Raw genomic sequence first — 21,953 nt, 5'->3', positions numbered from 1 at the left:
TTCTGCGATTATGATAAGTACGAGGGCTGGTTGCTCAGTTCTGCGTAATCACGTTGATCAAGCGGCCTAAAATAAAAATGTGGGTTTCATCTGTGCTTCATTTTTCGCAATTATTTTAGTTAGATCTTTTATGCAATGGTTGGGTGAGGATGTATGGCAAAGCGTTTATGGACAGGATTACTGATTATTCTGGCATTGAGCGGGGTGGCATTTCTTAATAGTCAGGCCGCCAGCAGCAGTAGCAGCAATGAAGGGCAATCAGCCTCAACGTCAGAAGATATTGAGCAGCTCACCAAACAGGATCGTGTTATCAGCTACTTACGCGAACATCAGCGACTGCCTAGTTTTTACATCACGAAAAAACAGGCCAGAGCGGAAGGGTGGGAGCCTAGCGCGGGGAATTTATGTAGCGTGCTCCCCGGCAAAGCGATTGGCGGCGATCGTTTTTCGAATCGTGAAAAACGCTTACCTCAAAAAGCTAAGCGCGTGTGGCGAGAAGCTGATGTTAATTACCGCTGTGGGCGTCGGCAGGCCGATCGGTTGATCTACTCTAATGATGGGCTGATTTACGTAACGCGAGATCACTATCGCAACTTTACTAAAATGGAGTGATCAGCATGAATAAAGTTAAGTTCGATTTTAATCATATTGCCGATCTTCCGGCATTTTACCGTCAGTTTAGCCAAGCATTTTCTCTTGATAGTGAGTTTGGCAACAACCTTGATGCGCTCTGGGATGTGGTGACGGCGGGCATCAAATTACCGGTAGAAATTGAGTTCGTGAATTTTAACGGCCATAAAAAACGTCGCTTTGCCGCGCTGGTTCTGCTTTTTGAAGAAGCCGAAGAGGAGCTGGAAGGGGCGCTACGTTTTAATACTGCAGAAAAAGCCCTTTAGGGCGCACGTACAACGACGTCTGCAACAGTGCACCTTTCAAGCGGTAATCCGCTGAGCTGAAAGATGCACTGGCAGGGGCGCCATTACTCGCTTTCTTCAGACAGTTCGCGCAGATATTGGAAAATCTGGCGTGCTGACTTAGGCGGCTTATTGGTCGCTTTCTCTTTCTTCGCATTGCGGATCAGCGAACGTAGCTGCTGACGATCGGCTTGTGGATAGAGATCCAATACAACCGCAATCACGTCATCGCCTTCATCAATCAAACGGTCACGAATTTGTTCCAGTTTATGGAACAGAGCGACCTGCTGGTTGTGGCGGTTGTTGAGTTTATCTAGCGCCGTTTGGATTGGCTCTGGGTCGCGTTGACGCAGCATTTTACCAATTAGCTGTAGCTGGCGGCGGCGGCCTTCTTTTTTAATGCGCTGCGCCAGTTCAATGGCAGCACGCAGATCGACGTCCAGCGGGATTTTATCCAGCGCATTTTTGCCGAGATCAACCAGCTCTGCGCCAAGATCTTTCAAGGCTTCCGCATCGCGTTTGATCTCGCTTTTGCTGACCCAGATGATCTCGTCGTCTTCGTCTTTATCAATGTCGTTTTCGGGTACTTCGTCTAACCAGTCTTCGTCTGGATGCTTCTGCATATCTGATTCCTTAAAAAAAGACGCTAATCCTATCAGGTTGTAGCGATTGTGCGAAATTGATCTCAGTTCCTGATAAACTCAGAACTAGCTAAGCTTTAGAAACAGGCACGTTAAGGTGCCTATCATAACGGCCTACGGCGATGATTGCGCCGGTGGTTTAATCCATTTCTGATAATTATGGCAGATTGATGAAAGTAATCACTCAGGTTGCAGAACAACGCAAGACGCTGGAAAACGCGGTTGCACAGGCGTTGGAACTGGCTAAAGTCGGCGCCGATGCCGCCGAAGTGGCCGTCACCAAAACCACCGGTATCAGTATTAGCACCCGTTTTGGCGAAGTTGAAAATGTTGAATTTAACAGCGATGGTGCTTTAGGCATCACCGTTTATCACCAGCAGCGTAAAGGTAGCGCGTCGTCGACCGACCTGAGCCCTGATGCAATTGCCCGCACCGTGCAGGCCGCGCTGGATATTGCGCGTTATACCTCTCCCGATCCGTTTGCTGGTCCCGCAGATAAAGAGCTGCTGGCGTTTGATGCGCCGGATCTTGATCTGTTCCACCCAGCAGAGTTGGACGCGGAGCGCGGTATTGAATTAGCGGCACGTGCCGAGCAGACTTCTTTGCAGTTTGACCCGCGTATTACTAATACCGAAGGCGGCAGCTTTAACAGCCACTATGGCATCAAAGTTTTTGGTAACAGCCACGGTATGCTGCAAAGCTATAGCTCCAGCCGTCATTCGCTTTCTAGTTGCGTGATTGCCGAGCATGAAGGTGATATGGAACGCGATTATGCATACACCATTGCGCGTGATATCAACGATCTGAAAACGCCTGAGTGGGTTGGTGAAGAGTGCGCTCGCCGTACGCTTTCACGTTTAGCGCCGCGTCGCCTGCCGACTATGGAAGCGCCGATTATGTTTGCAGCAGAAGTGGCTACGGGGCTATTTGGTCATCTCGTGGGCGCGATTAGCGGCAGCAGCGTTTATCGCAAATCAACCTTCCTACTCGATAGCCTTGGTAAACAGATTTTGCCTGAATGGCTGACCATCAATGAACAGCCGCATCTGCTGAAAGGCATGGCCTCAACGCCGTTTGACAGCGAAGGCGTGCGCACCGTGGAACGCAACATTGTCGAAAATGGTGTGTTACAGACTTGGCTGATGACCAGCTATTCAGCACGTAAGCTGGGTATGCAAAGCACTGGGCACGCGGGTGGTATTCATAACTGGCGTATCGCGGGCCAAGGTTTGGGCTTTGAGGATATGCTGAAGAAAATGGGCACCGGCTTCTTAGTGACAGAGCTGATGGGTCAAGGCGTGAGCGGCGTAACCGGTGATTATTCTCGCGGAGCGGCGGGTTTCTGGGTTGAGAATGGTGAAATCCAGTATCCAGTTAGCGAAGTGACGATTGCCGGTAATCTGAAAGATATGTGGTCGAATCTGGTCACGATGGGTGATGACATCGAACTGCGCAGTAATATTCAGTGCGGCTCGGCGCTGCTGGAAGCGATGAAGATCGCGGGGGAATAGACCCCACCCTAACCCTCCCCTTCACAGGGGAGGGGACTGTTCAGCGAAGTTTGTAAGAATCTCGATCGCTCCTCGCCCTGTCAGAGGGTAGTTTCATCAACAGTTATCGACCCCACCCTAACCCTCCCCTTTGCAGGGGAGGGTACTGTTCTGTGTAGTCTGTAAGAATCACGATCGGCTCCTCGCCCTGTCAGAGGGTAGTTTCATCAACAGTTATCGACCCCACCCTAACCCTCCCCTTTGCAGGGGAGGGTACTGTTCTGTGTAGTCTGTAAGAATCACGATCGGCTCCTCCCCCTGCGAAGGGGGAGGTTGGGAGGGGGTCAGTCATCCGCAGAGATGTTGATACCCCGTCAATAAACGTAAATTCCTCTTTCATATCTTGCACATCCCGCCCCTACTCTCTATGTTGATAAACGTGAGCAAATGTTATCAATACGTAAGGATAAAATAAGATGCGTAAAACATTACTGGTATTGGCAAGTGCGGCAATGTTGATGGGGAGCTCTTTGGCCTATGCAGCTGGAGAAGATGTGGGTGATGCCATGGATACCATCGCCAGCAACTATAAAACTGCGTTAAAGACGGATAACCCGCAAGAGTTTAAGAAAGCGCTGGAAGGCATGAAGGCAGGGGCTCAAGAGGCACAAAAAGGCACTCCGCCCAAGCTGGAAAAAGAGCCCGCTGATGGCGCGAAAATGACTGATTTTCGCCATGGGCTAGATATTCTCATTGGCCAAATCAACGATGCTGAGAAACTCGCTGATGCTGGCCAGTTTGAGCAGGCTAAAGCCGCCGCTGAGAAATTTAAAGATACGCGAAACGCTTACCATAAGAAGTATAAGTAATTATGGCGCGGGGGATGCGTTGGGACATCGTGGTGCGCGTCACTCATTGGGGCGTAGCGTTGGGCTTTTTGCTTAACCGCCTGCATGTCACCAAGCCGGGCAGCGACTGGCATCAGGGGATTGGGCTTGCCGTGGCGAGTCTGGTGATCCTGCGCTTGCTGTGGGGACTGACTTTCGCTAAAGGCCCTGCGCGTTTGTCTGCGATTGTTCCAACGCCCTCATCTCTGAAGAACCATTTTCGCGAGTTGAAAACGCGAACTTCCCCATCCGAGCTACATCATAATCCGCTAGGCGCTATTGGGATTTGGCTGTTCTGGATTTTGTTGCCGCTAGTGGCCCTCACCGGCTGGGCACAAGATACGGATTTCATCGATCTCTATCCGGTCGATGATTGGCATTATTGGTTAGTGAACGCGGTCACGGCGCTAGTTTGTGTACATATTGTGGCGGTGATTGCGATGTCGATTTGGCTGCGTAAAGACTTGGTACGCGCCATGTTGCCGGGTAAGCGGTGAGCGATTTGGTAAACGTCCAACCCTCTCTTCGCGTGAGGAGAGGATTGGCGTTGCGCGACGATTAAAGTTTCACGCTGTTAATCGAGTATTTAAATGTGTCTGGTTTCAAACTATCCAGTTTTTTATCCCCGACCTGCGCCTGTGGATACATCAGATAAGCCGCCTGATCTTGAGTGCCTGGCAGTTTGAGGTCATGGGCATGATTGTAGGCCATCCAGTTCATCTCCCAACCGCCAAACATCCAGTCGTTGGCTTTTTGCACCTTAGGATCGCTAAACGGTAGACCGCCGGCTTGTTCTTCCAACATCACTTTGCGTACATCCGCAGGATCGACCGGGATCCAACCATAACCTTCCATATAAAACTCTGCGCGGCAGTGCTGGGCTTTGGTGATATCGCCATCTTTGCCTAGGCTGTTAAAGCCCATGTCTGATTTGCCCAAACGCACGCCGTAGGCATCGCGAGCAGGAATCCCAACCGAGCGTGCCAGCGCTACAAACAGCGCATTGATGTCGGCACATTTGCCAGAAAGGTTGCCGCTGTCGAGCATTTGCTTAACGTTGCCGTCACCGCAGCCCTGGGTTTTCGGGTCTCGTTGGGTGTTAGCCACCACCCAGTCATAGATCATTTTGGCGCGATCGATGTTGTTGTCGCCGCGTCCTTGAATGATTTTATTGGCTGTTTTAGCCACGATGCCATCGGTTGGTAAATAGCGCGTTGGCTGCAAATAGAGCGCCATTTCTTCTGCTGTTAGCTTAACGGGATTAGCCGGTGGAGTTTTAAGGTCGATATGGCGATTGCGAGTGCTCACGCTTTGCGTCATGGTCACGCTATGTTGGTTGGCTGTGGTAGGCCAAGTGACATGCAGCACCAGCGTATTATATGGTTTTATCAGCATCAGCTTGGCCTTGCCATCGTCTGACACTTTCCAGTGTGGCGTTTGAGCGCGTTGATAGTCGCCTAAGCGGGTAGCGGGCAATGGCAGCCACAGCTGCACCGCTTCGTTGGTTGCAGGAATATCAACCTGTGTTGTGACGCGATAATGGTTCCAGTCTTTGGTTTCATTTGCTGCGTTAGCGGGGTTAACGCCCATAAGAGCCGAAGCAATGAAAGGAACGGCAGCGCTGAGGCGGAGAAAACGACGTCTGTTCATGAATTTCCCAAGTTGATGTTGTAGGAAAAGGAAGCCAGCGAGTCCGCTGTGGCTTCCCTATTTTCATCCGCCGTTTCTGTTTGCCTGAAGCCAACCGCTAACCCAGCGAGGTGAGAGAGATATTTTACTCGTTAAATATGATTACGGATGGTGATGATTAACGATGATATTCACCGGCCGCTTCTGGCTGATACTGTAATTCCAAGACTTCGATATGGGTTTTCTGGCCGTTCGGCAGTTCCCATGTAATAGCATCGCCCACGCGTAAGCCGAGTAATGCGGCGCCGATAGGTGCCATGACCGACAGCTGAGTTGCGCTGTCTTTCAGGTTGGCAGGATAAACCAGCGTGCGCACGTGTTCTTCTTTGGAAGAGAGGTCGCGGAATTTAACCCGGCTGTTCATGGTCACCACGTCAGCAGGCATGTTTGCAGGGCTGAGCATTTCAGCGCGATCGAGCTCATTGTTTAATGCTTCAGCGACCGGCAGGCTGGCGAAAGCGGGCTGCTCAAGCAGCGTGTCTAAGCGGGCAGCATCGAGTTCGTTCAGAATAATGGCTGGTCGTGACATAGTTCTCTCCATGTAAGGTAGACAGGAGGCTTTCCTGTTCTTGTTGTCTTGTGTCAAAAGAAAACCCTCGCGCCCGTAAGCGCAAGGGTTCAGAGTTCTTCTAAATTTCTATAACGTGATAATAGATAGCTTGCCAGATTTTTAAAAGTGAGCTGTATCACGAATCGGACAGTCTATATCCGACTCTTTGATAGTATCAAAATCTATCCGGGTTTATAACCTCTCAACTGTTTTTTCCTGATAAATCAGGGAATAAAATATTTTCCACTGCCGAACTTTAAACGAAATTTGAACTGGAAATGGTTTTTGGCATTAATTTCCAGTTTGAATTGGAAAAAGACCCTCTGCTCACTTTTATTTATCCGCGGTAGGGTACAAACATCAACAGAGATAACGCTCCGGTTGAAATGAATAATAGGGGAGAGAAGGCGTGGCAGAACAACAACTCTCAGTGGATGAGAAAATAGTAGAATCAGAAACTAATACGACGCTTGAAAAAGTTGTCAGCCTGCTTACGGATAAAGGTATTTATCCTAATGACGTGCAAAAACAGATGTTATTTTCGCACGTTAAAGCCATGGTGTTACGTTCTCATACGGGTGAAGCATTACCTGAAGTCGATATTTCTCTCTTCGATGAAATTTCGCCTTTATCTCTAAATTTAGCAGAGCAGGTTGTTAGCTGGTTTAATAATCTAGCTTATGAAGAAGCACATTTATTATCTGTCCACTTTGAAGTGGCCAAAGAAAATGAATTAAGTTGTGTAACGGGAGAATAATCATGACTGCAATTAAGGTGGTAATCGGTGATCGTCTGGGTAAAGGTCAGAAAGTGGGACAGGGTGTCGAAGCTGCTGGCGGTGTTGCAGTTGTCATCCCAGGGGTTGCGGCTGATATGAAGCTGGGCGACGTAATGAAGAAAGAAGAAGCGAACCTGGGGATCTCTTTCTGCGGCAGCGGCGGCGCTGGTGCAATTACGGCTCAAACTAAGCATGGCTATAAAGCAAAATATGGTATGCGCTCGGTTGAAGAAGGCGTAACCGCAATTAACGAAGGCTATAACGTGCTGGGTTTTGGCTTTATGGATAAAGAAGAGTTAGGCCAGAGATTAGTTGAAGCGTATGCAAAAAAATACGGTTGCTAATTTATGAAAGAAAATATCACGACGACGGTAACCGTCAGTGGTAAAAGTGATACCAAGCAAAAAGCTTTTGCCGCCGCTTTAAGTAGCGTTCAGGGTGCATTACTGCGGGAGTCAAAAAAAGTATTCCTCAGAATTGAACCAGTCGATATTAAAGTCATAAAGGCAGAAGAGAAAATAACGACCGAAAAGTTTCTTTTCTTTTTCTTGCCAAGAAAGAAATACCTCTATTCTGTAACCATTGACGTTACGGTGAATATGACGACGGTCGATACCGATAAAATTGATTTTAAATTAATGCCCTAAATACTTGGCGCTGTGCCAAATATAACAGGGGTATAACCACTCCAGTGTATTATCACAATAGGAGAATATTAATTATTTAATGTTCTCCTGTACTCCATCGTTTTCAGCATGCATGCCAAAAGCAGCAGTTTGCAAGGCGAAGGGTATATAACATTATAAGGAATATGCTGATGTTTCTAATTATCCTCCTGAAGTCGATTATTATCGGCGGATTGGTTGGCGTGGGGGTTGGCGCAGGGGCTGCGCGTATGTTTCATGCACCCACGGTTCAGGGTATGGGGGCGTTTCGTACTTTAGGTGAGTTGAACTCCTGCGAGGGCGATCCGGCTTCGCATTTCTCTTTTGGCTTAGGCTTCTTCTTTAACGCTTGGGCATCTTCCGTTGCCGCCGGTGCATTCACGCAGGACGTCGATCACCGCATCATCCCTAACTGGGGTGCAGCCGTATTGCTGATGAAAAACCGCGACTTAGCCACTACCATGCACGATCCTAAAAAGATGGCGATTGCCTGCGGCATCATCGGTGTGATTGTGGTTGCTTTCCTGAACTCAACGGCTTCGGCGGTACCCGCCGCGTTGCAAATCACCGCCGTCAAGGTGTTGGTTCCTGCGGCGAACCTGCTGGTGAATACCGTGATGCCGGTAATTTTCTGGTTAGCCGCCATTGATGCAGGACGTCGCTCTGGCTTCTGGGCCACGATCTTCGGTGGTTTGGCGCAGCTTATCATGGGGAACGCCGTACCCGGTTTGGTATTGGGCATCCTGATTGGTAAAGGCGTGGAAGAGAGCGGTTGGAACAAGGTCACTAAGATCATGATGGCGGTTATCGTGCTGCTGTTTGTGCTGAGCGGGTTCTTCCGTGGTTTCGACATGAAAATGCTGGAGTCCTTCCATCTTGGTGTGCCGTTCTGGTTAGACCAAATCCATAACACCCTTAGCGGCAAATAATCAGGCGGAGTGCAGATAATGGACGAGAAATTAAAGAATAACTTCTGGTACGCCGACTGGTCATTCCCGATCTTTGTTGGCTTGCTCTCTGCCGGTGTGTTCGCCGGTACGCATATGTACTACCTGTATGGCATCGGTGCATTTAACGAAGTGGCGTTTGTTTCCATGCTGCGTGCGGGCATTGATACCGGCTCTTACGGTGCGGTAGCGGCATTCGGAGCGAGCTTCCTGTTTGCGCGTATTATCGAAGGTTCTCTGGTGGGAATTTTGGATATCGGCGGTGCTATCCAAACCGGCGTTGGTTTAGGGGTTCCTGCACTGCTACTCGGGGCTGGCTTTGCTTATCCAGTAGAGAACTTTGGCGCTTCGCTGGCAACCGGCTTGGCCATTGGTTTAGCGATTGGCTACCTGATTATTCTGGCACGTAAATTTACCATCAATCAGAGCAACTCAACCTACGGTGCTGACGTCATGATGGGCGCGGGGAATGCTTCCGGTCGCTTCTTGGGGCCGTTGATTATTCTGTCTGCGATTACCGCGTCGATTCCTATTGGTATCGGCTCACTGATTGGCGCTCTGTTGTTCTATCTCTGGCAGAAGCCGATCACCGGTGGTGCAATTCTGGGTGCCATGATTTTTGGCTCAATTTTCCCAGTCGCGATTTAACTATTCAAATCTCCTCAATGCCCGCGCCGTGGCGCGGGACATTCTTCACCTGAACTAAGAAGTAAGAAGGTGTGCGATGTACGATTTAATCATTAAACAGGGAAAATGTGCCGACGGCAGCGTGGTGGATATTGCTGTCAAAGAGGGAAAAATTGCGGCGCTAGGCTCGCTGGAACATAACGCGACGGCAGCGAGAACAATCGATCTGCAAGGCCGATATTTCCTCAGCGCAGGCTGGATTGATTCCCATACCCACTGTTATCCCTCCTCTCCCATTTATAACGATGAGCCCGATCTGGTGGGTGTTTCCAGCGGCGTGACCTCCGTTGTTGATGCGGGAAGCACCGGCGCTGATGACATCGATGAGTTTTATCGCCTAACACGTAGCGCTAAAACCAACGTGTTTGCCTTTCTGAACATCTCTCGCATTGGCCTGCTGCGCCAAAATGAGCTGGGAGATATGAATGATATTGATGATGCGCTGGCGCATAAGGCGATTCGGGCGCATCAAGGCTTTGTGGTCGGTATTAAGGCGCGAATGAGCAGCAGCGTGGTGCAGCAAAATGGGATTCAGCCACTGGTGCGAGCCAAAGAAATTCAGGCCAACAACGGCGGTTTACCGCTGATGGTGCACATCGGTAACAATCCACCAAACCTCGATGACATTGCTGATTTACTGACTCAGGGTGACATCATTACCCACTGCTATAACGGCAAACCGAACCGCATTCTGACCCCTGAAGGGGAGCTACGCAGTGCGGTGAAGCGCGCGTTGAATCGTGGTGTTTTACTCGATGTTGGGCACGGTAGCGCCAGCTTTAGTTTTGATGTGGCTGAAGTGGCTATCGCGCAGGGGATTTACCCGCACACCATTAGCTCAGATATCTACTGTAAAAATCGTATCAAGGGGCCGGTTTATAGCCTGGCCTACGTGATGTCTAAATTCCTGCTGGTCGGGCTCTCGTTGCCACAAATCATCAACTGCGTCACCGCCAATGCCGCTCAGGCGCTGCGTTTGCCAAATAAAGGCCGCTTAGCCGTGGGCTGCGACGCTGACTTTACGATCTTTGATGTGGTTGAACAGGCGCAGGTTTTTGCAGACTCGGAACAACAAAGCAGGAGCGGGCAAACCCTAATCCTGCCGCTGGCCGCCGTTGTGGCAGGGCAGCCAATGCTTACTCAGGATGGAGAATCCAGAAATGTCTTCTAATCAGTCTATCTACCAGAAATATAACCTGAAAACGGTGATCAATACTTCAGGCCGTATGACCATTTTGGGCGTATCGACGCCGCGCGAAGATGTGGTTGAAGCCGTCAATTTTGGCCTGAATCACTATTTTGAAGTCAAAGATTTGGTGAATAAAACCGGTCGCTATATTGCTGATTTGCTTGGCGTGGAAGATGCAGTGGTGGTGTCTTGCGCTTCTGCGGGAATCGCTCAGTCGGTGGCTGCGGTAATCGTTAAAGATAATCTGTACCGTTTGGAAAACCTGCATGCGCATCCGCATGATGTTCCCAGCGAGATCGTAGTGCCAAAAGGCCATAACGTGAACTTTGGTGCGCCGGTGGGCACCATGGTGCAATTGGGCGGAGGTACGCTGCGTGAGGCGGGATATGCCAATGAATGTTCACCAGCACAGCTGTCTGCGGCGATTACGCCCAATACGGCCGCCATTCTGTATATCAAATCCCATCACTGTGTGCAGAAAAGCATGCTGAATGTGGCACAGGCCGCTGAAGTCGCGAAAGCTCACCAGCTACCGCTTATTGTTGATGCGGCGGCGGAAGAGGATTTGCAGTGCTATTACCATATGGGTGCCGATCTGGTGATTTATAGCGGTGCTAAGGCGATTGAAGGCCCAACCAGTGGTTTGGTGATCGGTAAGCAGCAGTATGTTGAGTGGGTGAAGCTTCAGTCCAATGGGATTGGGCGTGCGATGAAAGTGGGTAAAGAGGGCATTCTTGGCCTGACTCAGGCCATCGCCAGCTATATGACGCTTGAAAAAGAGAGCGGCCAGCAGATGGTCGAAAAAATGACGGCGTTCATCGAGAACCTGAATTCACTTAACGGCGTACAGGCAAAAGTCGTTTGGGACAGCGCCGGTCGCGATATTGCTCGTACTGAAATCGCGTTCGATCATGCGGCGCTGGGGATCAGCACGCAGGAGATCGTTGATCGTTTGAAGAACGGCGATCCCGCGATTTATTTCCGTGGCTACAAGGCCAACGAAGGAAAAATCGAAGTGGACGTGCGTAGCGTTAGCGCCGAGCAGCTGCATACCGTTTACCAGTGTATTAAAGCATTGTTCTAATTAAGGGAGTTAACTGATGCAACTGACACCTAAATTTTATAAAAATCGTGTTTGCCTGAACGTGTTGGCGGGTTCCAAAGAGAACGCCCGCGAAATTTATGAAGCCGCCGAAGGCTATGTGCTGGTTGGGGTGCTATCGAAAGATTATCCCGATGTTTCTTCTGCCGTTGCGGATATGAAAGAGTACTCAGCGCTGATTAATAATGCGCTGTCCGTGGGACTGGGGGCCGGAGATCCTAACCAATCACTGATGGTGTCGCAGATTTCAGCTGAGGTGCAGCCACAGCATGTGAATCAGGTATTTACCGGCGTGGGCACCAGCCGTGGAATGCTTGGGCAGAATGCATCGGTGGTGAATGGTTTAGTATCGCCTACCGGCACGGTTGGGCAGGTGAAGATCTCTACCGGCCCGCTGAGCTGCCAAGGACCTGATGCGATTGTGCCTGTCGAGTCTGCGATTGCGCTATTACAGGATATGGGCGGCAGCTCGGTGAAATACTTCCCAATGGGCGGGTTGAAATGCCGTGAAGAGTTTGAGTATGTGGCTAAAGCCTGTGCGAAACAGAATTTCTGGCTAGAGCCAACGGGCGGGATCGATCTGGATAACTTTGAAGCGATCCTGAAAATTGCGCTGGATGCTGGCGTAGAAAAAGTGATCCCGCATATCTACAGTTCGATCATTGATAAAGCCTCGGGGAATACGCGTCCGGAAGATGTTGCGCGGTTGCTGGGGATGGTGAAGAAGCTGGTGGGCTAGTCTTTTTGGGCTGGGAGAGATAGCTTCTCCCAGTCGCCCTTGTTGGTAGAAGGAAGAGCCGATCGAGCGCCATTAAACGAATATGAATGATTCCCACTTTTGAGCAGGGATAGGGTGAGGTAAATTTTAAGGTTGTTTTCAGCCATTCTCTTTTTTCTCGCCGCGAAGTAATTCCGAATTCTGCCCGTTAGATCACATTACTTGCCTGTCTGCATCTGCTAGTGAACGATATAATTCCAATGCAACCATTCACCGTATGATTTGATACATCAGTGTAAAGTTGGTCCATAAATTGCCTCTGCATATTTGGTTTTCTCTATGATTTTTTTGCGCAGGGTTGCGTCCATCAGTAAGTTAGCAGCGGTATTAGCATGATCTCATTTCCTTATCCTCGTTTAAATCAGGTGTTTGATGCGCTTCTTGAGGAAACGTTGCCTCAAGAGGAGCTAGCGCGGCGTTTTGCTGTCTCAACTCGAACCGTGCGAACCGACGTCACCGCGTTGAACGATATCCTGAGCCAATATGGTGCCGAGTTTGTGCATTTACGGGGCAGCGGCTACCGGTTAGATGTGCATGATGCCGACCGTTTTTCACTGCTACAGCAGCAAAGTCGAGCGACGCGAAGCGTACCGCGCTCGGCAAAAGATCGTGTAACGCATCTATTGCTGCGTTTTTTGGCGCAGGGTGAGCCAATCAAACTCGATGATGTGGCGGACAGCTGGTTTGTTAGTCGAGCATCATTGCAAAGTGATATGGCCGATGTGCGTGACATGGTGGGTAAGTACGGATTAACGATAGAAAGTAAGCCGCACTATGGTATGAAGCTGTTTGGCCGTGAGAACGCGGTGCGCGCCTGTTTGGCAAACCTGTTGTTTCAGTATCCTGCGGGCGATCCGCTGTTTGGCGAGCTGCGAGGCAAAGTATTACCTGAAATTGATATTGCCCAACTGCGCGAACAATTGCATCTCACCATGCAGCAGTATCATATCCGTTTAACGGATGAAGCTGAGCAGCAGCTACTGATTTATTGCGGCATTATTTTGCACCGTATTCGCACCGGTTTTCTGTTAGATATATTGGATGTTAGCGACGTAGAACCGGTGTTTACTCAGGCCGCGCGTGACGTTGCCCGTTATCTGGAAGAGCGATTTGGCTGCGGTATTCCTGAAACCGAAGTAGCCTATCTGAGCGTGCAAATTGCTGCCCGACGCATCACGGATGCCAGCAGCCTGCAAAATATTGATGGCGATGAAAACCATGCGCTGGTAAGCCATATTCTTAGCTTTATCAACGAGCATTATAACTACGATTTACGTGACGATGAGCAACTGAGCAGCGATTTGCTGTCGCATATTGCAACGATGATGACTCGCGCTAAGTACCAGATAAATATCCCTAACCCTCTGCTTGAGCATATCAAACAGCATTATCCATTAGCCTATGATGTGACGCTGGCTGCGGTGTCGAGTTGGGGTAAAAATATGCCCTATACCATTACCGATAATGAAATTGGCTATCTGGTTTTGCACATCGGCGTGGGGTTGGAGCGCCATTATGACATTGGTTACGAGCGTCATCCGCAGGCGCTGCTGGTCTGTGATTCCGGTATGTCTACGTTGCGCTTGCTGGAAACCAAGCTGAAACGTGAGTTTCCACAGCTGATCGTCAATCAGGTTGATTCGCTAAGAGAGTATGAAAAGCTCGAGCATATCGAAGAAGACTTTGTTATCTCCATGGCGAAGGTGCCTGAGAAGAATAAACCGGTTGTCACCGTAGCACCTTTCCCAACCAGTTTTCAGTTAGAGCAGTTGGCTAAGCTGGTCTTAGTCGATCGTACCAAGCCTTATATGTTGGAAAAATTTTTTGATGCGACTCATTTCTGTGTCTTGCATGAGCCTGTTTCGCAGGCGGATTTGTTTGCCCGTATTTGCCATCAAATCCAGCAGGAAGGGTACGTCGACGCAGATTTTCATCCTTCGCTGGTTGAGCGTGAAGGCATTGTGTCTACGATGCTGGGCGAGGGTATTGCGCTACCCCATTCATTAGGATTGCTGGCCAAGAAAACGGTGATTTACACCGTGCTTGCTCCGCAAGGCGTGCGTTGGGGCGAGAACGAAACGGCGCATGTGATTTTTCTGCTCGCCATTAGCAAACAGGATTATGAAGAGGCGATGGCTATTTACGACTTGTTCGTGACCTTTATGCGAGAGCGTGCCGTAGGGCGACTGTTGGCCAGCACTGACTTTGAGCAGTTTAGGGATATTGCGATGGATTGTTTGAGCCGAAGTTAATCTCATCTTGTTGATCACAGAAAATTAAAATAAAAAAGCCTCTGCGCGTAGAGGCTTTTAACATGAAAATATGGAATCAACTAGTCTTCATCAAATCCGGCTTCAAACAACGAAATCACGGCTTCTAGCGCTTTATCTTCATCCGGCCCTTCGGCCTGAACCTCAATATGACCGCCTTGAGCGGAATCTAACATCAGAAGTGCGATGACGCTGCTGGCTTCGGCTTCAACGCCGCTTTCGTTACGCAGCAATACTTCTGCATCAAAGCCTTGAACCAGTTCAAACAATTTCATCGCTGGGCGAGCATGCATGCCCAGACGATTTTTGATTTCCACGGTTTGCTTAACGGTCATTCAACGGTGCCTATTTACGTTTTTCTAGCGTACGGTGACGAGATTGCACGTTTTTCCCGCGTGAGCGGAAATAATCTGCAAGCTGTTCAGCCACATAAACAGAACGATGTTTGCCGCCGGTACAGCCGATGGCTACCGTGAGATAGCTGCGGTTGTTGGTTTCCAGCATTGGCAGCCATTGTTCCAAATAGCTGCGGGTCTGATAAATAAAGTTATGCACTTCGGTATGACGATCTAAAAATGCAGCAACCGGTTTATCTAAACCTGTCATTGGGCGTAGTTTTGGGTCCCAGTGCGGGTTTGGCAGAAAGCGAACGTCGAAGACATAATCGGCATCAATCGGAATACCGTGCTTGAAACCAAATGATTCAAACACCATCGTCAGCTCGCGCTCGCGTTTGCCAAGCAGGCGTGTACGCAACATTTCAGCCAGTTCATGTACCGACATTTCGGACGTATCGATAATAAGATCGGCACGTGAGCGTAGTGGCTCCAGCAAATCACTCTCTTCATCAATGGCGCTTTCGAGCGACAGATTTTTAGTCGAGAGAGGGTGCAGACGGCGGGTATCGCTGTATCGGCGGATTAGCGTATTACGATCGGCATCTAAAAACAGCAACTGTGGAGAGAAGCTGTCAGGCAGACTGTCCATCGCTGTTTCCAAAACTTCTGGAGATTCTGGCATGTTACGCACGTCAATACTGACGGCGGCGGAGGTTCCGCGATCGGCCAGAGAGCGAGCTAAATTCGGCAAGAGCTCAACGGGAAGATTGTCTACACAATAAAATCCCATGTCCTCAAGCGCACGTAACGCAACGGATTTCCCTGAACCGGAACGGCCGCTGACAATCATCAGCACCATGTCACAACTCCCCTTAATTTCGGACAGCCTTATGACTGTCTGTGGAAATTTGACCTCCCAAGGGAGGTCTATCACTCATTGTTATACCCAATGTAACGTGACGCAGCACTTACTGCCACTGTTTTGACAGCGTGCTAACGCTTTATTCTGTAATGATTTTGTACAGCTCATCATCGCTTTGCGCACTGCGTAATTGGCGGCATACACCTTTATCGGCCAATTTCTGCGCCATAATCGCGAGCGTTTGTAAGTGGGTTTTGCATTGGTCAGCGGGAACTAGCAAGGCAAACAGCAGGTCGACGGGCTGATTATCGATAGCGTCAAAGCTTATCGGCTGTTCTAGATGAATGAAAACCGCAATGGCTCGCAGGGTGTCTTCCTCAAGCTTGCCGTGAGGAATCGCAATGCCGTTGCCAATGCCGGTGCTCCCCATACGCTCACGCGTTAAGATCGCATCAAAGACGATCTGTGGTGGCAGGTTCAGCTGTGCAGCTGCGAGTTCGCTGATGATTTCCAGAGCGCGTTTCTTGCTGGAACAGTGAACTGCATTGCGCGTGCACTCCGGACTCAGTACGGAGGTTAATGGCATAGTTAAATCGTTACTCATCTCATCTTCTTCATTTAAATCAGACCAAAGGGCTGATTTTTCATGCTCCCCATGATGGCTTATCGGCCCGTTTCATGGAGGAAACAGGCCGATGAAGTCAGCAGGCGTTTAAACAATTTAAACGCTAGTGTTGTTTCAATTTGTCTTTATGTTTATTGAGCTGGCGCGCCAGTTTATCAACCAGAGTATCAATCGCAGCATACATATCTAGCTGCTCCGAGGTAGCATGCAGCTCACCGCCGTTAATATGTACCGTTGCTTCCGCAATGTGCTGGATTTTCTCCACGCTCAGTACCACATAAACCTGATTTATTCGGTCAAAATATTGCTCTAGCTTGCCAAATTTAGTGGTGACAAATTCGCGCAAAGCTTCGGTTATTTCGACATGGTGTCCGGTAATGTTGAGCTGCATAGTGTCTTCCTTCTCTGTTATGGTCAAACCAATTGTTTGCGTTGGTTTGACGGTGGGATGGACAAAGACTCTCGGTATTTAGCAACGGTACGTCTGGCAACCATAATACCCTGATCGGCAAGCAAGGTCGCTAGCTTGCTGTCGCTCAACGGTTTGGCAGGGTTCTCCGCCGCAACGAGTTTCTTCACGAGAGCACGGATTGCCGTTGAGGAGGCTTCACCGCCGTCTTCGGTGCTGACGTGACTCGAGAAGAAATATTTCAGTTCAAATATGCCTCGCGGGCTGTGCAGAAACTTCTGCGTTGTTACACGCGAGATGGTGGATTCATGCATTTCGACCTGCTGGGCGATATCGGCCAGCACCATCGGTTTCATGAACTCAGCGCCATTATCAAAAAATGCCTGCTGCTGCTCTACGATACAGCGCGACACTTTCAGTAAGGTTTCATTACGGCTTTCCAGACTTTTAATCAGCCACTTCGCTTCCTGCAGGTTACTGCGGATGAACTGGGTATCGCTATCGCTTCGGGTTTGTGCTCCGAGCGAAACGTAGTGCTGATTAATTTTAAGGCGTGGAACGCTGTCCTGATTTAATTCAACTGCCCAGCGTCCTTGATGTTTGTGTACCAAAACGTCTGGGATCACGTAGTCGGACTCGCCGGTGTTGATAGAAAGCCCTGGGCGCGGATCGAGCGTTTGGATCAGCTGCATCGCCGCTTTGAGGACATCTTCTTTTAGCTTAGTCGAACGCATCAGATTACGGAAATCGTGATTAGCTAAGAGATCTAAATGCTTATCAACAATGAGGCGTGCTTCGTTAAGGAAAGGTGTTCCATCGGTAAACTGTGAGAGCTGAACCAGCAGGCAATCACGCAGATCGCGGGCGGCGACGCCGACGGGGTCGAAACGCTGTACGCGTTTAAGTACCGCTTCGACTTCATCCATCATGACGTGTTCATCGCCCATGCTCTCTAAAATATCGTCGAGAGAAGAGGTGAGGTAGCCAGTATCATCCACAGCATCGACGATGGCGGTGGCAATAGCCAGATCGGTATCACTAAATGGGGTGAGTTCAACTTGCCACATCAGATAGTCTTGCAGGGTCTGGGTGGTCTCACCCTGATAGATCGGCAGCTCGTCGTCGCTGTAGTCCGTTCCTGTACCTGATGGGGTGCCAGCCGTATAGATTTCGTCCCATGTGGCATCGAGAGGAAGTTCTTCCGGCATGTCCGGCTGCTCTAGCTGTTCGCGGGTATCCAGCTCTTCGTTGACTTCTTCCGTTGAAGTTTCGATTTCATCGTGAGTGTCATCTTGTTCAAGCAGCGGGTTGCTTTCTAATGCTTGTTGAATCTCTTGCTGAAGCTCTAGCGTTGATAATTGCAACAGGCGAATTGCCTGCTGCAGCTGTGGAGTCATCGCTAACTGCTGACTTAGCCTGAGTTGCAAACCTTGCTTCATAATCGCGAGCTCATTTCCATTGGTGTAAGCAGAGTGCCTGCTAAACTAAAAAGAGTCCGGCCGCATGAAGACCACCGTGCGGTATACCCTGCACGAGATGGCACAGGGTAAATATGACGCAAGATAGCCGCCGTTACAGACGGAATTCTTCACCCAGATAGACGCGTTTAACCTGCTCATCGGCCAAGATTTCAGATGGCGTACCATGAGCAATGAGGTTGCCCTGGTTCACGATATAAGCACGTTCACAAACGTCTAGCGTTTCACGCACGTTATGGTCAGTAATCAATACGCCCAAACCGCGGTCGCGCAGGTGTTCGATAATTTTTTTAATATCAATAACAGAGATTGGGTCAACGCCCGCAAAAGGTTCATCTAACAGGATGAACTTAGGATTTGCGGCTAATGCACGTGCAATTTCAACGCGACGGCGTTCACCACCAGACAGCGATTGTCCGAGGTTGTCACGCAGATGAGCGATGTGGAACTCTTCCATAAGCTCATCGGCACGATCGGCACGCTGCTCTTTGGTTAAATCTTCGCGAATCTCTAACACAGCCATAAGGTTGTTATACACACTCAGGCGGCGAAAGATAGAGGCTTCTTGCGGCAGGTAGCCGATCCCACGACGAGCACGTGCGTGCAACGGCAGCAGGCTGATGTCTTCATCGTCAATCTCAATGCGACCCGCATCACGTGGCACAATACCAACAACCATATAAAAGGTGGTGGTTTTACCCGCGCCGTTAGGCCCTAGCAGCCCTACGATTTCGCCTGAGTTAACGGTGAGGCTAACGTTTTCAACGACGCGGCGGCCTTTGTAGGCCTTGGCCAGATTTTCAGCAATTAAAGTTGCCATAACGAATTAGTTACTCTTGGTCTGTGAGGACTGACTAAACGGAGATTTACCCTGCGGTGCGGCAGGCTTGCTCTGCGGTTGTGATTTAGCTGGCGCTGCCGCCGGAGCCGCTTTGCCGCCCTTATCCTGCAACTGGGATGGGATCAGTACCGTGGTTACGCGCTTGCCTTTATCGCTAAAGGCTTCCATCTGCTGCTGTTTAACCAGATAGGTGATTTTGTCGCCTTTGATGCTGCTATCAACCTGTTTCAGGAAAGCGTCGCCGGTCAGGATGACAAAGTCTTTATCCAATTCATAACGCAGTTTCTGTCCATGACCGCTAACCGGTTTGCCGTTGTCTTGCATCTGATAGAAAGTGACGGGATTACCGTAACCTTCAACGACTTCTTTGCCTTGAGCACCGTTAGGACGGATCACTACAACTTTATCGGCGTTGATTTTGATAGTGCCTTGGGTCACGACCACATCACCGGTAAACGTCACGGTGTTGCCTTGCATATCCAAAGACTGCTGAGCCGAGTCAATATGAATCGGTTGCTCTGTATCCCCGGTCAGCGCCAGCACAGGGGCGCTGGCTGCGATCAATGAACCGGCAATGATAAGGCTAAGGATTTTGTTGTTTGTTTTGAATTTCATAATAGGTATTTACCTTGTCAATCAGCCTTGCGGATTTTTCCCGCATGTTCCCGCGCATCTTCAGACCATGGGAGGTGAAGTTTGACCCATAAAGAGTGACTTCATCATCAGAGCTGACGTCCTGAGTCACTAGATTTACCTGCGCATTATCGGTGGTAATCCTTTCCAATTGCGAGGTCGTCGTCAAACTGTTTACTTCAACGTTGCCGTATAAATAAAGCATACGGTCATCGGTAAGTTTTGCTTTATCAGCGCGAATAGACCAGGTCGGTTGAATGTCCTGATCGTAAGTCGTCAACACCGGATGGGTAAACCAGCTGGTTTTATCCTCGGTGAAATGCTGAACATCTTCTGCTACCAGCTTATAGCTTAGTTTACCTGTCGGGTCATAGACCACGGTCAGAGTATGCTGGCTGCGGTAGGTCGGTTCCTGATTATTCGTGGGGGTCAGCACGGAATCGGAATCATTTTCGGTGATATTCCATCCAATCAGCGCCAATGCAATGACCGTTAATAGCAGGATGACCCAGCGTTTGGTTTTACTCATATTGATAGCCCTTTGGCCTCATCCAGTTTGCCCTGTGACTGTAGGATAAGGTCGCATAACTCACGAACAGCACCGCGCCCGCCTGCAATACGGGTAACATATTGAGCGCGCTGTAATAAAATAGGGTGCGCGTCTGCTACAGCAACGGAAAGTCCTACTTTGGCCATGACTGGCCAGTCGATCAAATCATCACCAATATACGCAACCTGATTTGGCTGCAAATTCAGATCGGAGAGAATTTTTTCAAAGGCAATCAGTTTATCAGATTGCCCTTGATATAGGTGCTCAATTCCCAACGTAGCCGCGCGGTCGGCGACTAATTTGGATTGGCGACCGGTAATGATCGCCACATGAATGCCTTCGGTAATGAGACAGCGGATACCATAGCCATCGCGCACGTTAAACGCTTTGAGCTCTTCGCCATTGTTACCCATGTAAATCAGGCCGTCAGATAACACACCGTCTACGTCGCAGATGACGAGACGAATATCTGCTGCGCTGTCCATGATTTTACGGGCAACTGGGCCGTAACAGGTAGCGATATTCATACCTTGTTCATTCATTAATTTTTCACCTAAAACGTTAAATCTTAAACCACGCCAGCGCGCAGCATATCATGCATATGAACGACGCCGATCAGTTGATCGCCGTCGGCAACCAACAACGATGTGATATGACGTGCCTGCATCAGGTTTAATGCATCGACGGCTAGAGCGTTTGGACGAATACGAATTCCGCCGGATGTCATCACGTCGGCAATTTTCGCATTGTTTAAATCAACACCCAAATCAAAAATCCGGCGCAGGTCACCATCGGTGAAAATCCCTTCGATTTTCATCAAATCATCACAGATGACGGTTAACCCAAGATTTTTACGCGTAATTTCCAACAGGGCATCGCGCAGTGAAGCATCGCGGCTGACGTGTGGTAATTCGCTACCGGTGTGCATGATGTCGCTCACGCGCAGCAACAATTTACGGCCCAATGCGCCGCCAGGGTGCGACAGTGCAAAATCTTCAGCGGTGAAACCACGCGCTTGCAGCAGTGCAACGGCCAGCGCATCGCCCATGACCAGCGTTGCGGTCGTACTGGTAGTTGGCGCTAGCCCTAACGGGCAGGCTTCCTGCGGGACTTTAACACACAGATGGATATCTGAAGCTTTACCCATTGAACTTTCAGGGTTATTTGTCATGCAGATAAGCTTAACTTTTTGGCGTTTTAGCACCGGAATCAGCGCTTGGATCTCGTGAGATTCGCCGGAGTTAGAAATCGCCAGCACGATATCATGGGAGGTGACCATGCCGAGATCGCCGTGGCTAGCTTCACCAGGGTGCACAAAGAACGCCGGGGTTCCTGTACTGGCGAGCGTCGCGGCAATTTTTCGGCCAATGTGACCGGATTTGCCCATGCCCATGACGACAACTTTCCCCATACAGGCCAGAATCGCCTCGCAGGCGTGGGTGAAGTCCTGATTAATGTATTGATCTAGCTGTGCCAGTCCTTCGCGTTCAGTCTGAAGAACCTGCTTTCCCACATGCTGGAAATCAAATCCCGGCTGTAAATCCAAATGTGACATGTTTTTTTCTCACTCGATTCAGCGGTTTAATCGGCGGTACGTTTAATGAAGCGGTACTCACCGTCTCGTACTTAT

At 49.6% G+C, this 21,953-nt stretch carries 27 protein-coding genes; 14 read left to right on the top strand and 13 right to left on the bottom strand.

Annotated features, from left to right (window positions below; all coding sequences use genetic code 11):
- Positions 1-153 precede the first annotated feature (153 nt).
- Both RSC70_RS11850 and RSC70_RS11845 read left to right on the top strand, forming a co-directional pair.
- Entirely contained in the window at positions 154-612 is a 459-nt protein-coding gene (locus tag RSC70_RS11850) for a ribonuclease domain-containing protein (RefSeq protein WP_040047136.1), read from the top strand.
- 5 nt (positions 613-617) lie between these two features.
- The gene (locus RSC70_RS11845; RefSeq protein WP_025801103.1) at positions 618-896 is read left to right on the top strand and encodes a barstar family protein; all 279 of its coding nucleotides are present in this window, start codon (positions 618-620) and stop codon (positions 894-896) included.
- 83 nt (positions 897-979) lie between these two features.
- On the opposite strand, the gene yjgA is transcribed toward RSC70_RS11845, so the two are convergent.
- Positions 980-1,537 (bottom strand): ribosome biogenesis factor YjgA, encoded by a 558-nt coding sequence (gene yjgA, locus RSC70_RS11840; RefSeq protein WP_025801104.1) that lies wholly within the window; start codon positions 1,535-1,537, stop codon positions 980-982.
- Between the two features lie 188 nt (positions 1,538-1,725).
- Here yjgA and pmbA point away from each other — a divergent pair, with 188 nt between their 5' ends.
- The 3 genes from pmbA (at position 1,726) to RSC70_RS11825 (ending at position 4,429) form a co-directional block, all read left to right on the top strand.
- Positions 1,726-3,066 carry a metalloprotease PmbA gene (gene pmbA / locus RSC70_RS11835; protein ID WP_130998257.1) on the top strand — a complete coding sequence of 447 codons (1,341 nt, stop codon included), beginning with the start codon at positions 1,726-1,728 and terminating at the stop codon, positions 3,064-3,066.
- Positions 3,067-3,521: 455 nt separating this feature from the next.
- The gene (gene cybC, locus RSC70_RS11830; protein ID WP_025801106.1) at positions 3,522-3,914 is read left to right on the top strand and encodes a cytochrome b562; all 393 of its coding nucleotides are present in this window, start codon (positions 3,522-3,524) and stop codon (positions 3,912-3,914) included.
- Between the two features lie 14 nt (positions 3,915-3,928).
- On the top strand, positions 3,929-4,429 hold the full coding sequence (locus RSC70_RS11825) for a cytochrome b/b6 domain-containing protein (RefSeq protein ID WP_227741627.1): 501 nt from the start codon (positions 3,929-3,931) through the stop codon (positions 4,427-4,429).
- 61 nt (positions 4,430-4,490) lie between these two features.
- Here RSC70_RS11825 and RSC70_RS11820 read toward each other — a convergent pair whose 3' ends face one another.
- A complete protein-coding gene (locus RSC70_RS11820; protein WP_130932845.1) occupies positions 4,491-5,582 on the bottom strand; it encodes a transglutaminase-like domain-containing protein in 1,092 nt (363 codons plus the stop codon).
- A 157-nt stretch (positions 5,583-5,739) separates the two neighbouring features.
- Complete coding sequence (gene rnk / locus RSC70_RS11815) at positions 5,740-6,150, bottom strand: nucleoside diphosphate kinase regulator (RefSeq protein ID WP_040047140.1); 411 nt, start codon at positions 6,148-6,150, stop codon at positions 5,740-5,742.
- A gap of 430 nt (positions 6,151-6,580) precedes the next feature.
- Between rnk and RSC70_RS11810 the strand changes: the two genes are divergently transcribed.
- From RSC70_RS11810 to RSC70_RS11770, 9 genes are all read left to right on the top strand, one after another.
- Positions 6,581-6,928 carry a transcriptional regulator gene (locus tag RSC70_RS11810; protein ID WP_040047141.1) on the top strand — a complete coding sequence of 116 codons (348 nt, stop codon included), beginning with the start codon at positions 6,581-6,583 and terminating at the stop codon, positions 6,926-6,928.
- Between the two features lie 2 nt (positions 6,929-6,930).
- Complete coding sequence (locus tag RSC70_RS11805) at positions 6,931-7,293, top strand: glycine-rich SFCGS family protein (protein ID WP_040047142.1); 363 nt, start codon at positions 6,931-6,933, stop codon at positions 7,291-7,293.
- 3 nt (positions 7,294-7,296) lie between these two features.
- On the top strand, positions 7,297-7,596 hold the full coding sequence (locus tag RSC70_RS11800) for a DUF4312 family protein (RefSeq protein ID WP_025801112.1): 300 nt from the start codon (positions 7,297-7,299) through the stop codon (positions 7,594-7,596).
- Positions 7,597-7,766: 170 nt separating this feature from the next.
- Positions 7,767-8,543 (top strand): DUF4311 domain-containing protein, encoded by a 777-nt coding sequence (locus tag RSC70_RS11795; RefSeq protein WP_025801113.1) that lies wholly within the window; start codon positions 7,767-7,769, stop codon positions 8,541-8,543.
- 18 nt (positions 8,544-8,561) lie between these two features.
- Complete coding sequence (locus RSC70_RS11790) at positions 8,562-9,209, top strand: DUF4310 family protein (protein ID WP_025801114.1); 648 nt, start codon at positions 8,562-8,564, stop codon at positions 9,207-9,209.
- A gap of 76 nt (positions 9,210-9,285) precedes the next feature.
- The gene (locus tag RSC70_RS11785) at positions 9,286-10,419 is read left to right on the top strand and encodes an amidohydrolase/deacetylase family metallohydrolase (protein ID WP_234618509.1); all 1,134 of its coding nucleotides are present in this window, start codon (positions 9,286-9,288) and stop codon (positions 10,417-10,419) included.
- On the top strand, positions 10,409-11,521 hold the full coding sequence (locus RSC70_RS11780) for a DgaE family pyridoxal phosphate-dependent ammonia lyase (RefSeq protein WP_282814998.1): 1,113 nt from the start codon (positions 10,409-10,411) through the stop codon (positions 11,519-11,521). Before RSC70_RS11785 ends, RSC70_RS11780 begins: the two co-directional genes overlap by 11 nt.
- Before the next feature lie 16 nt (positions 11,522-11,537).
- The gene (gene dagF / locus RSC70_RS11775; protein ID WP_282814997.1) at positions 11,538-12,278 is read left to right on the top strand and encodes a 2-dehydro-3-deoxy-phosphogluconate aldolase; all 741 of its coding nucleotides are present in this window, start codon (positions 11,538-11,540) and stop codon (positions 12,276-12,278) included.
- A 371-nt stretch (positions 12,279-12,649) separates the two neighbouring features.
- On the top strand, positions 12,650-14,569 hold the full coding sequence (locus tag RSC70_RS11770; protein WP_332542501.1) for a BglG family transcription antiterminator: 1,920 nt from the start codon (positions 12,650-12,652) through the stop codon (positions 14,567-14,569).
- An 80-nt stretch (positions 14,570-14,649) separates the two neighbouring features.
- On the opposite strand, the gene npr is transcribed toward RSC70_RS11770, so the two are convergent.
- The 10 genes from npr to kdsD form a co-directional block, all read right to left on the bottom strand.
- Entirely contained in the window at positions 14,650-14,922 is a 273-nt protein-coding gene (npr, locus tag RSC70_RS11765; protein ID WP_025801118.1) for a PTS phosphocarrier protein NPr, read from the bottom strand.
- A gap of 10 nt (positions 14,923-14,932) precedes the next feature.
- Complete coding sequence (gene rapZ / locus RSC70_RS11760) at positions 14,933-15,784, bottom strand: RNase adapter RapZ (RefSeq protein WP_025801119.1); 852 nt, start codon at positions 15,782-15,784, stop codon at positions 14,933-14,935.
- 142 nt (positions 15,785-15,926) lie between these two features.
- Entirely contained in the window at positions 15,927-16,391 is a 465-nt protein-coding gene (gene ptsN, locus RSC70_RS11755) for a PTS IIA-like nitrogen regulatory protein PtsN (protein ID WP_025801120.1), read from the bottom strand.
- Positions 16,392-16,515: 124 nt separating this feature from the next.
- Entirely contained in the window at positions 16,516-16,803 is a 288-nt protein-coding gene (gene hpf / locus RSC70_RS11750) for a ribosome hibernation promoting factor (RefSeq protein ID WP_040047149.1), read from the bottom strand.
- 23 nt (positions 16,804-16,826) lie between these two features.
- Positions 16,827-18,260: an RNA polymerase factor sigma-54 gene (rpoN, locus tag RSC70_RS11745; RefSeq protein WP_234618505.1), complete on the bottom strand. Its 1,434-nt coding sequence runs from the start codon at positions 18,258-18,260 to the stop codon at positions 16,827-16,829.
- Between the two features lie 133 nt (positions 18,261-18,393).
- Positions 18,394-19,119 (bottom strand): LPS export ABC transporter ATP-binding protein, encoded by a 726-nt coding sequence (lptB, locus tag RSC70_RS11740; RefSeq protein WP_025801123.1) that lies wholly within the window; start codon positions 19,117-19,119, stop codon positions 18,394-18,396.
- A 6-nt stretch (positions 19,120-19,125) separates the two neighbouring features.
- Positions 19,126-19,755, bottom strand: a complete 630-nt coding sequence (lptA, locus tag RSC70_RS11735) for a lipopolysaccharide ABC transporter substrate-binding protein LptA (RefSeq protein ID WP_025801124.1) — start codon at positions 19,753-19,755, stop codon at positions 19,126-19,128.
- The gene (gene lptC / locus RSC70_RS11730; RefSeq protein WP_332542499.1) at positions 19,724-20,302 is read right to left on the bottom strand and encodes an LPS export ABC transporter periplasmic protein LptC; all 579 of its coding nucleotides are present in this window, start codon (positions 20,300-20,302) and stop codon (positions 19,724-19,726) included. Before lptC ends, lptA begins: the two co-directional genes overlap by 32 nt.
- Positions 20,299-20,865, bottom strand: coding sequence for a 3-deoxy-manno-octulosonate-8-phosphatase KdsC (kdsC, locus tag RSC70_RS11725; protein ID WP_282808113.1), 567 nt, complete (start codon positions 20,863-20,865; stop codon positions 20,299-20,301). The genes lptC and kdsC overlap by 4 nt, the downstream gene beginning before the upstream one ends.
- Positions 20,866-20,891: 26 nt before the next feature.
- Positions 20,892-21,878, bottom strand: a complete 987-nt coding sequence (kdsD, locus tag RSC70_RS11720; RefSeq protein ID WP_046459252.1) for an arabinose-5-phosphate isomerase KdsD — start codon at positions 21,876-21,878, stop codon at positions 20,892-20,894.
- Positions 21,879-21,953 lie beyond the last annotated feature (75 nt).

Origin of the sequence: Hafnia sp., assembly GCF_036648275.1 — a bacterium.
Taxonomy (GTDB): domain Bacteria; phylum Pseudomonadota; class Gammaproteobacteria; order Enterobacterales; family Enterobacteriaceae; genus Hafnia; species Hafnia alvei.
Note: the sequence above shows the minus strand (reverse complement) of the source record. Positions and strands in the feature narration are given on the sequence as shown.

Bases quoted from the DNA above. Each gene is read 5' to 3' on its own strand.
- RSC70_RS11850 (WP_040047136.1), top strand. From the start codon at position 154: ATGGCAAAGCGTTTATGGACAGGATTACTGATTATTCTGGCATTGAGC.
- RSC70_RS11845 (WP_025801103.1), top strand. From the start codon at position 618: ATGAATAAAGTTAAGTTCGATTTTAATCATATTGCCGATCTTCCGGCA.
- yjgA (WP_025801104.1), bottom strand. From the start codon at position 1,537: ATGCAGAAGCATCCAGACGAAGACTGGTTAGACGAAGTACCCGAAAAC.
- pmbA (WP_130998257.1), top strand. From the start codon at position 1,726: ATGAAAGTAATCACTCAGGTTGCAGAACAACGCAAGACGCTGGAAAAC.
- cybC (WP_025801106.1), top strand. From the start codon at position 3,522: ATGCGTAAAACATTACTGGTATTGGCAAGTGCGGCAATGTTGATGGGG.
- RSC70_RS11825 (WP_227741627.1), top strand. From the start codon at position 3,929: ATGCGTTGGGACATCGTGGTGCGCGTCACTCATTGGGGCGTAGCGTTG.
- RSC70_RS11820 (WP_130932845.1), bottom strand. From the start codon at position 5,582: ATGAACAGACGTCGTTTTCTCCGCCTCAGCGCTGCCGTTCCTTTCATT.
- rnk (WP_040047140.1), bottom strand. From the start codon at position 6,150: ATGTCACGACCAGCCATTATTCTGAACGAACTCGATGCTGCCCGCTTA.
- RSC70_RS11805 (WP_040047142.1), top strand. From the start codon at position 6,931: ATGACTGCAATTAAGGTGGTAATCGGTGATCGTCTGGGTAAAGGTCAG.
- RSC70_RS11800 (WP_025801112.1), top strand. From the start codon at position 7,297: ATGAAAGAAAATATCACGACGACGGTAACCGTCAGTGGTAAAAGTGAT.
- RSC70_RS11795 (WP_025801113.1), top strand. From the start codon at position 7,767: ATGTTTCTAATTATCCTCCTGAAGTCGATTATTATCGGCGGATTGGTT.
- RSC70_RS11790 (WP_025801114.1), top strand. From the start codon at position 8,562: ATGGACGAGAAATTAAAGAATAACTTCTGGTACGCCGACTGGTCATTC.
- RSC70_RS11785 (WP_234618509.1), top strand. From the start codon at position 9,286: ATGTACGATTTAATCATTAAACAGGGAAAATGTGCCGACGGCAGCGTG.
- RSC70_RS11780 (WP_282814998.1), top strand. From the start codon at position 10,409: ATGTCTTCTAATCAGTCTATCTACCAGAAATATAACCTGAAAACGGTG.
- dagF (WP_282814997.1), top strand. From the start codon at position 11,538: ATGCAACTGACACCTAAATTTTATAAAAATCGTGTTTGCCTGAACGTG.
- RSC70_RS11770 (WP_332542501.1), top strand. From the start codon at position 12,650: ATGATCTCATTTCCTTATCCTCGTTTAAATCAGGTGTTTGATGCGCTT.
- npr (WP_025801118.1), bottom strand. From the start codon at position 14,922: ATGACCGTTAAGCAAACCGTGGAAATCAAAAATCGTCTGGGCATGCAT.
- rapZ (WP_025801119.1), bottom strand. From the start codon at position 15,784: ATGGTGCTGATGATTGTCAGCGGCCGTTCCGGTTCAGGGAAATCCGTT.
- ptsN (WP_025801120.1), bottom strand. From the start codon at position 16,391: ATGAGTAACGATTTAACTATGCCATTAACCTCCGTACTGAGTCCGGAG.
- hpf (WP_040047149.1), bottom strand. From the start codon at position 16,803: ATGCAGCTCAACATTACCGGACACCATGTCGAAATAACCGAAGCTTTG.
- rpoN (WP_234618505.1), bottom strand. From the start codon at position 18,260: ATGAAGCAAGGTTTGCAACTCAGGCTAAGTCAGCAGTTAGCGATGACT.
- lptB (WP_025801123.1), bottom strand. From the start codon at position 19,119: ATGGCAACTTTAATTGCTGAAAATCTGGCCAAGGCCTACAAAGGCCGC.
- lptA (WP_025801124.1), bottom strand. From the start codon at position 19,755: ATGAAATTCAAAACAAACAACAAAATCCTTAGCCTTATCATTGCCGGT.
- lptC (WP_332542499.1), bottom strand. From the start codon at position 20,302: ATGAGTAAAACCAAACGCTGGGTCATCCTGCTATTAACGGTCATTGCA.
- kdsC (WP_282808113.1), bottom strand. From the start codon at position 20,865: ATGAATGAACAAGGTATGAATATCGCTACCTGTTACGGCCCAGTTGCC.
- kdsD (WP_046459252.1), bottom strand. From the start codon at position 21,878: ATGTCACATTTGGATTTACAGCCGGGATTTGATTTCCAGCATGTGGGA.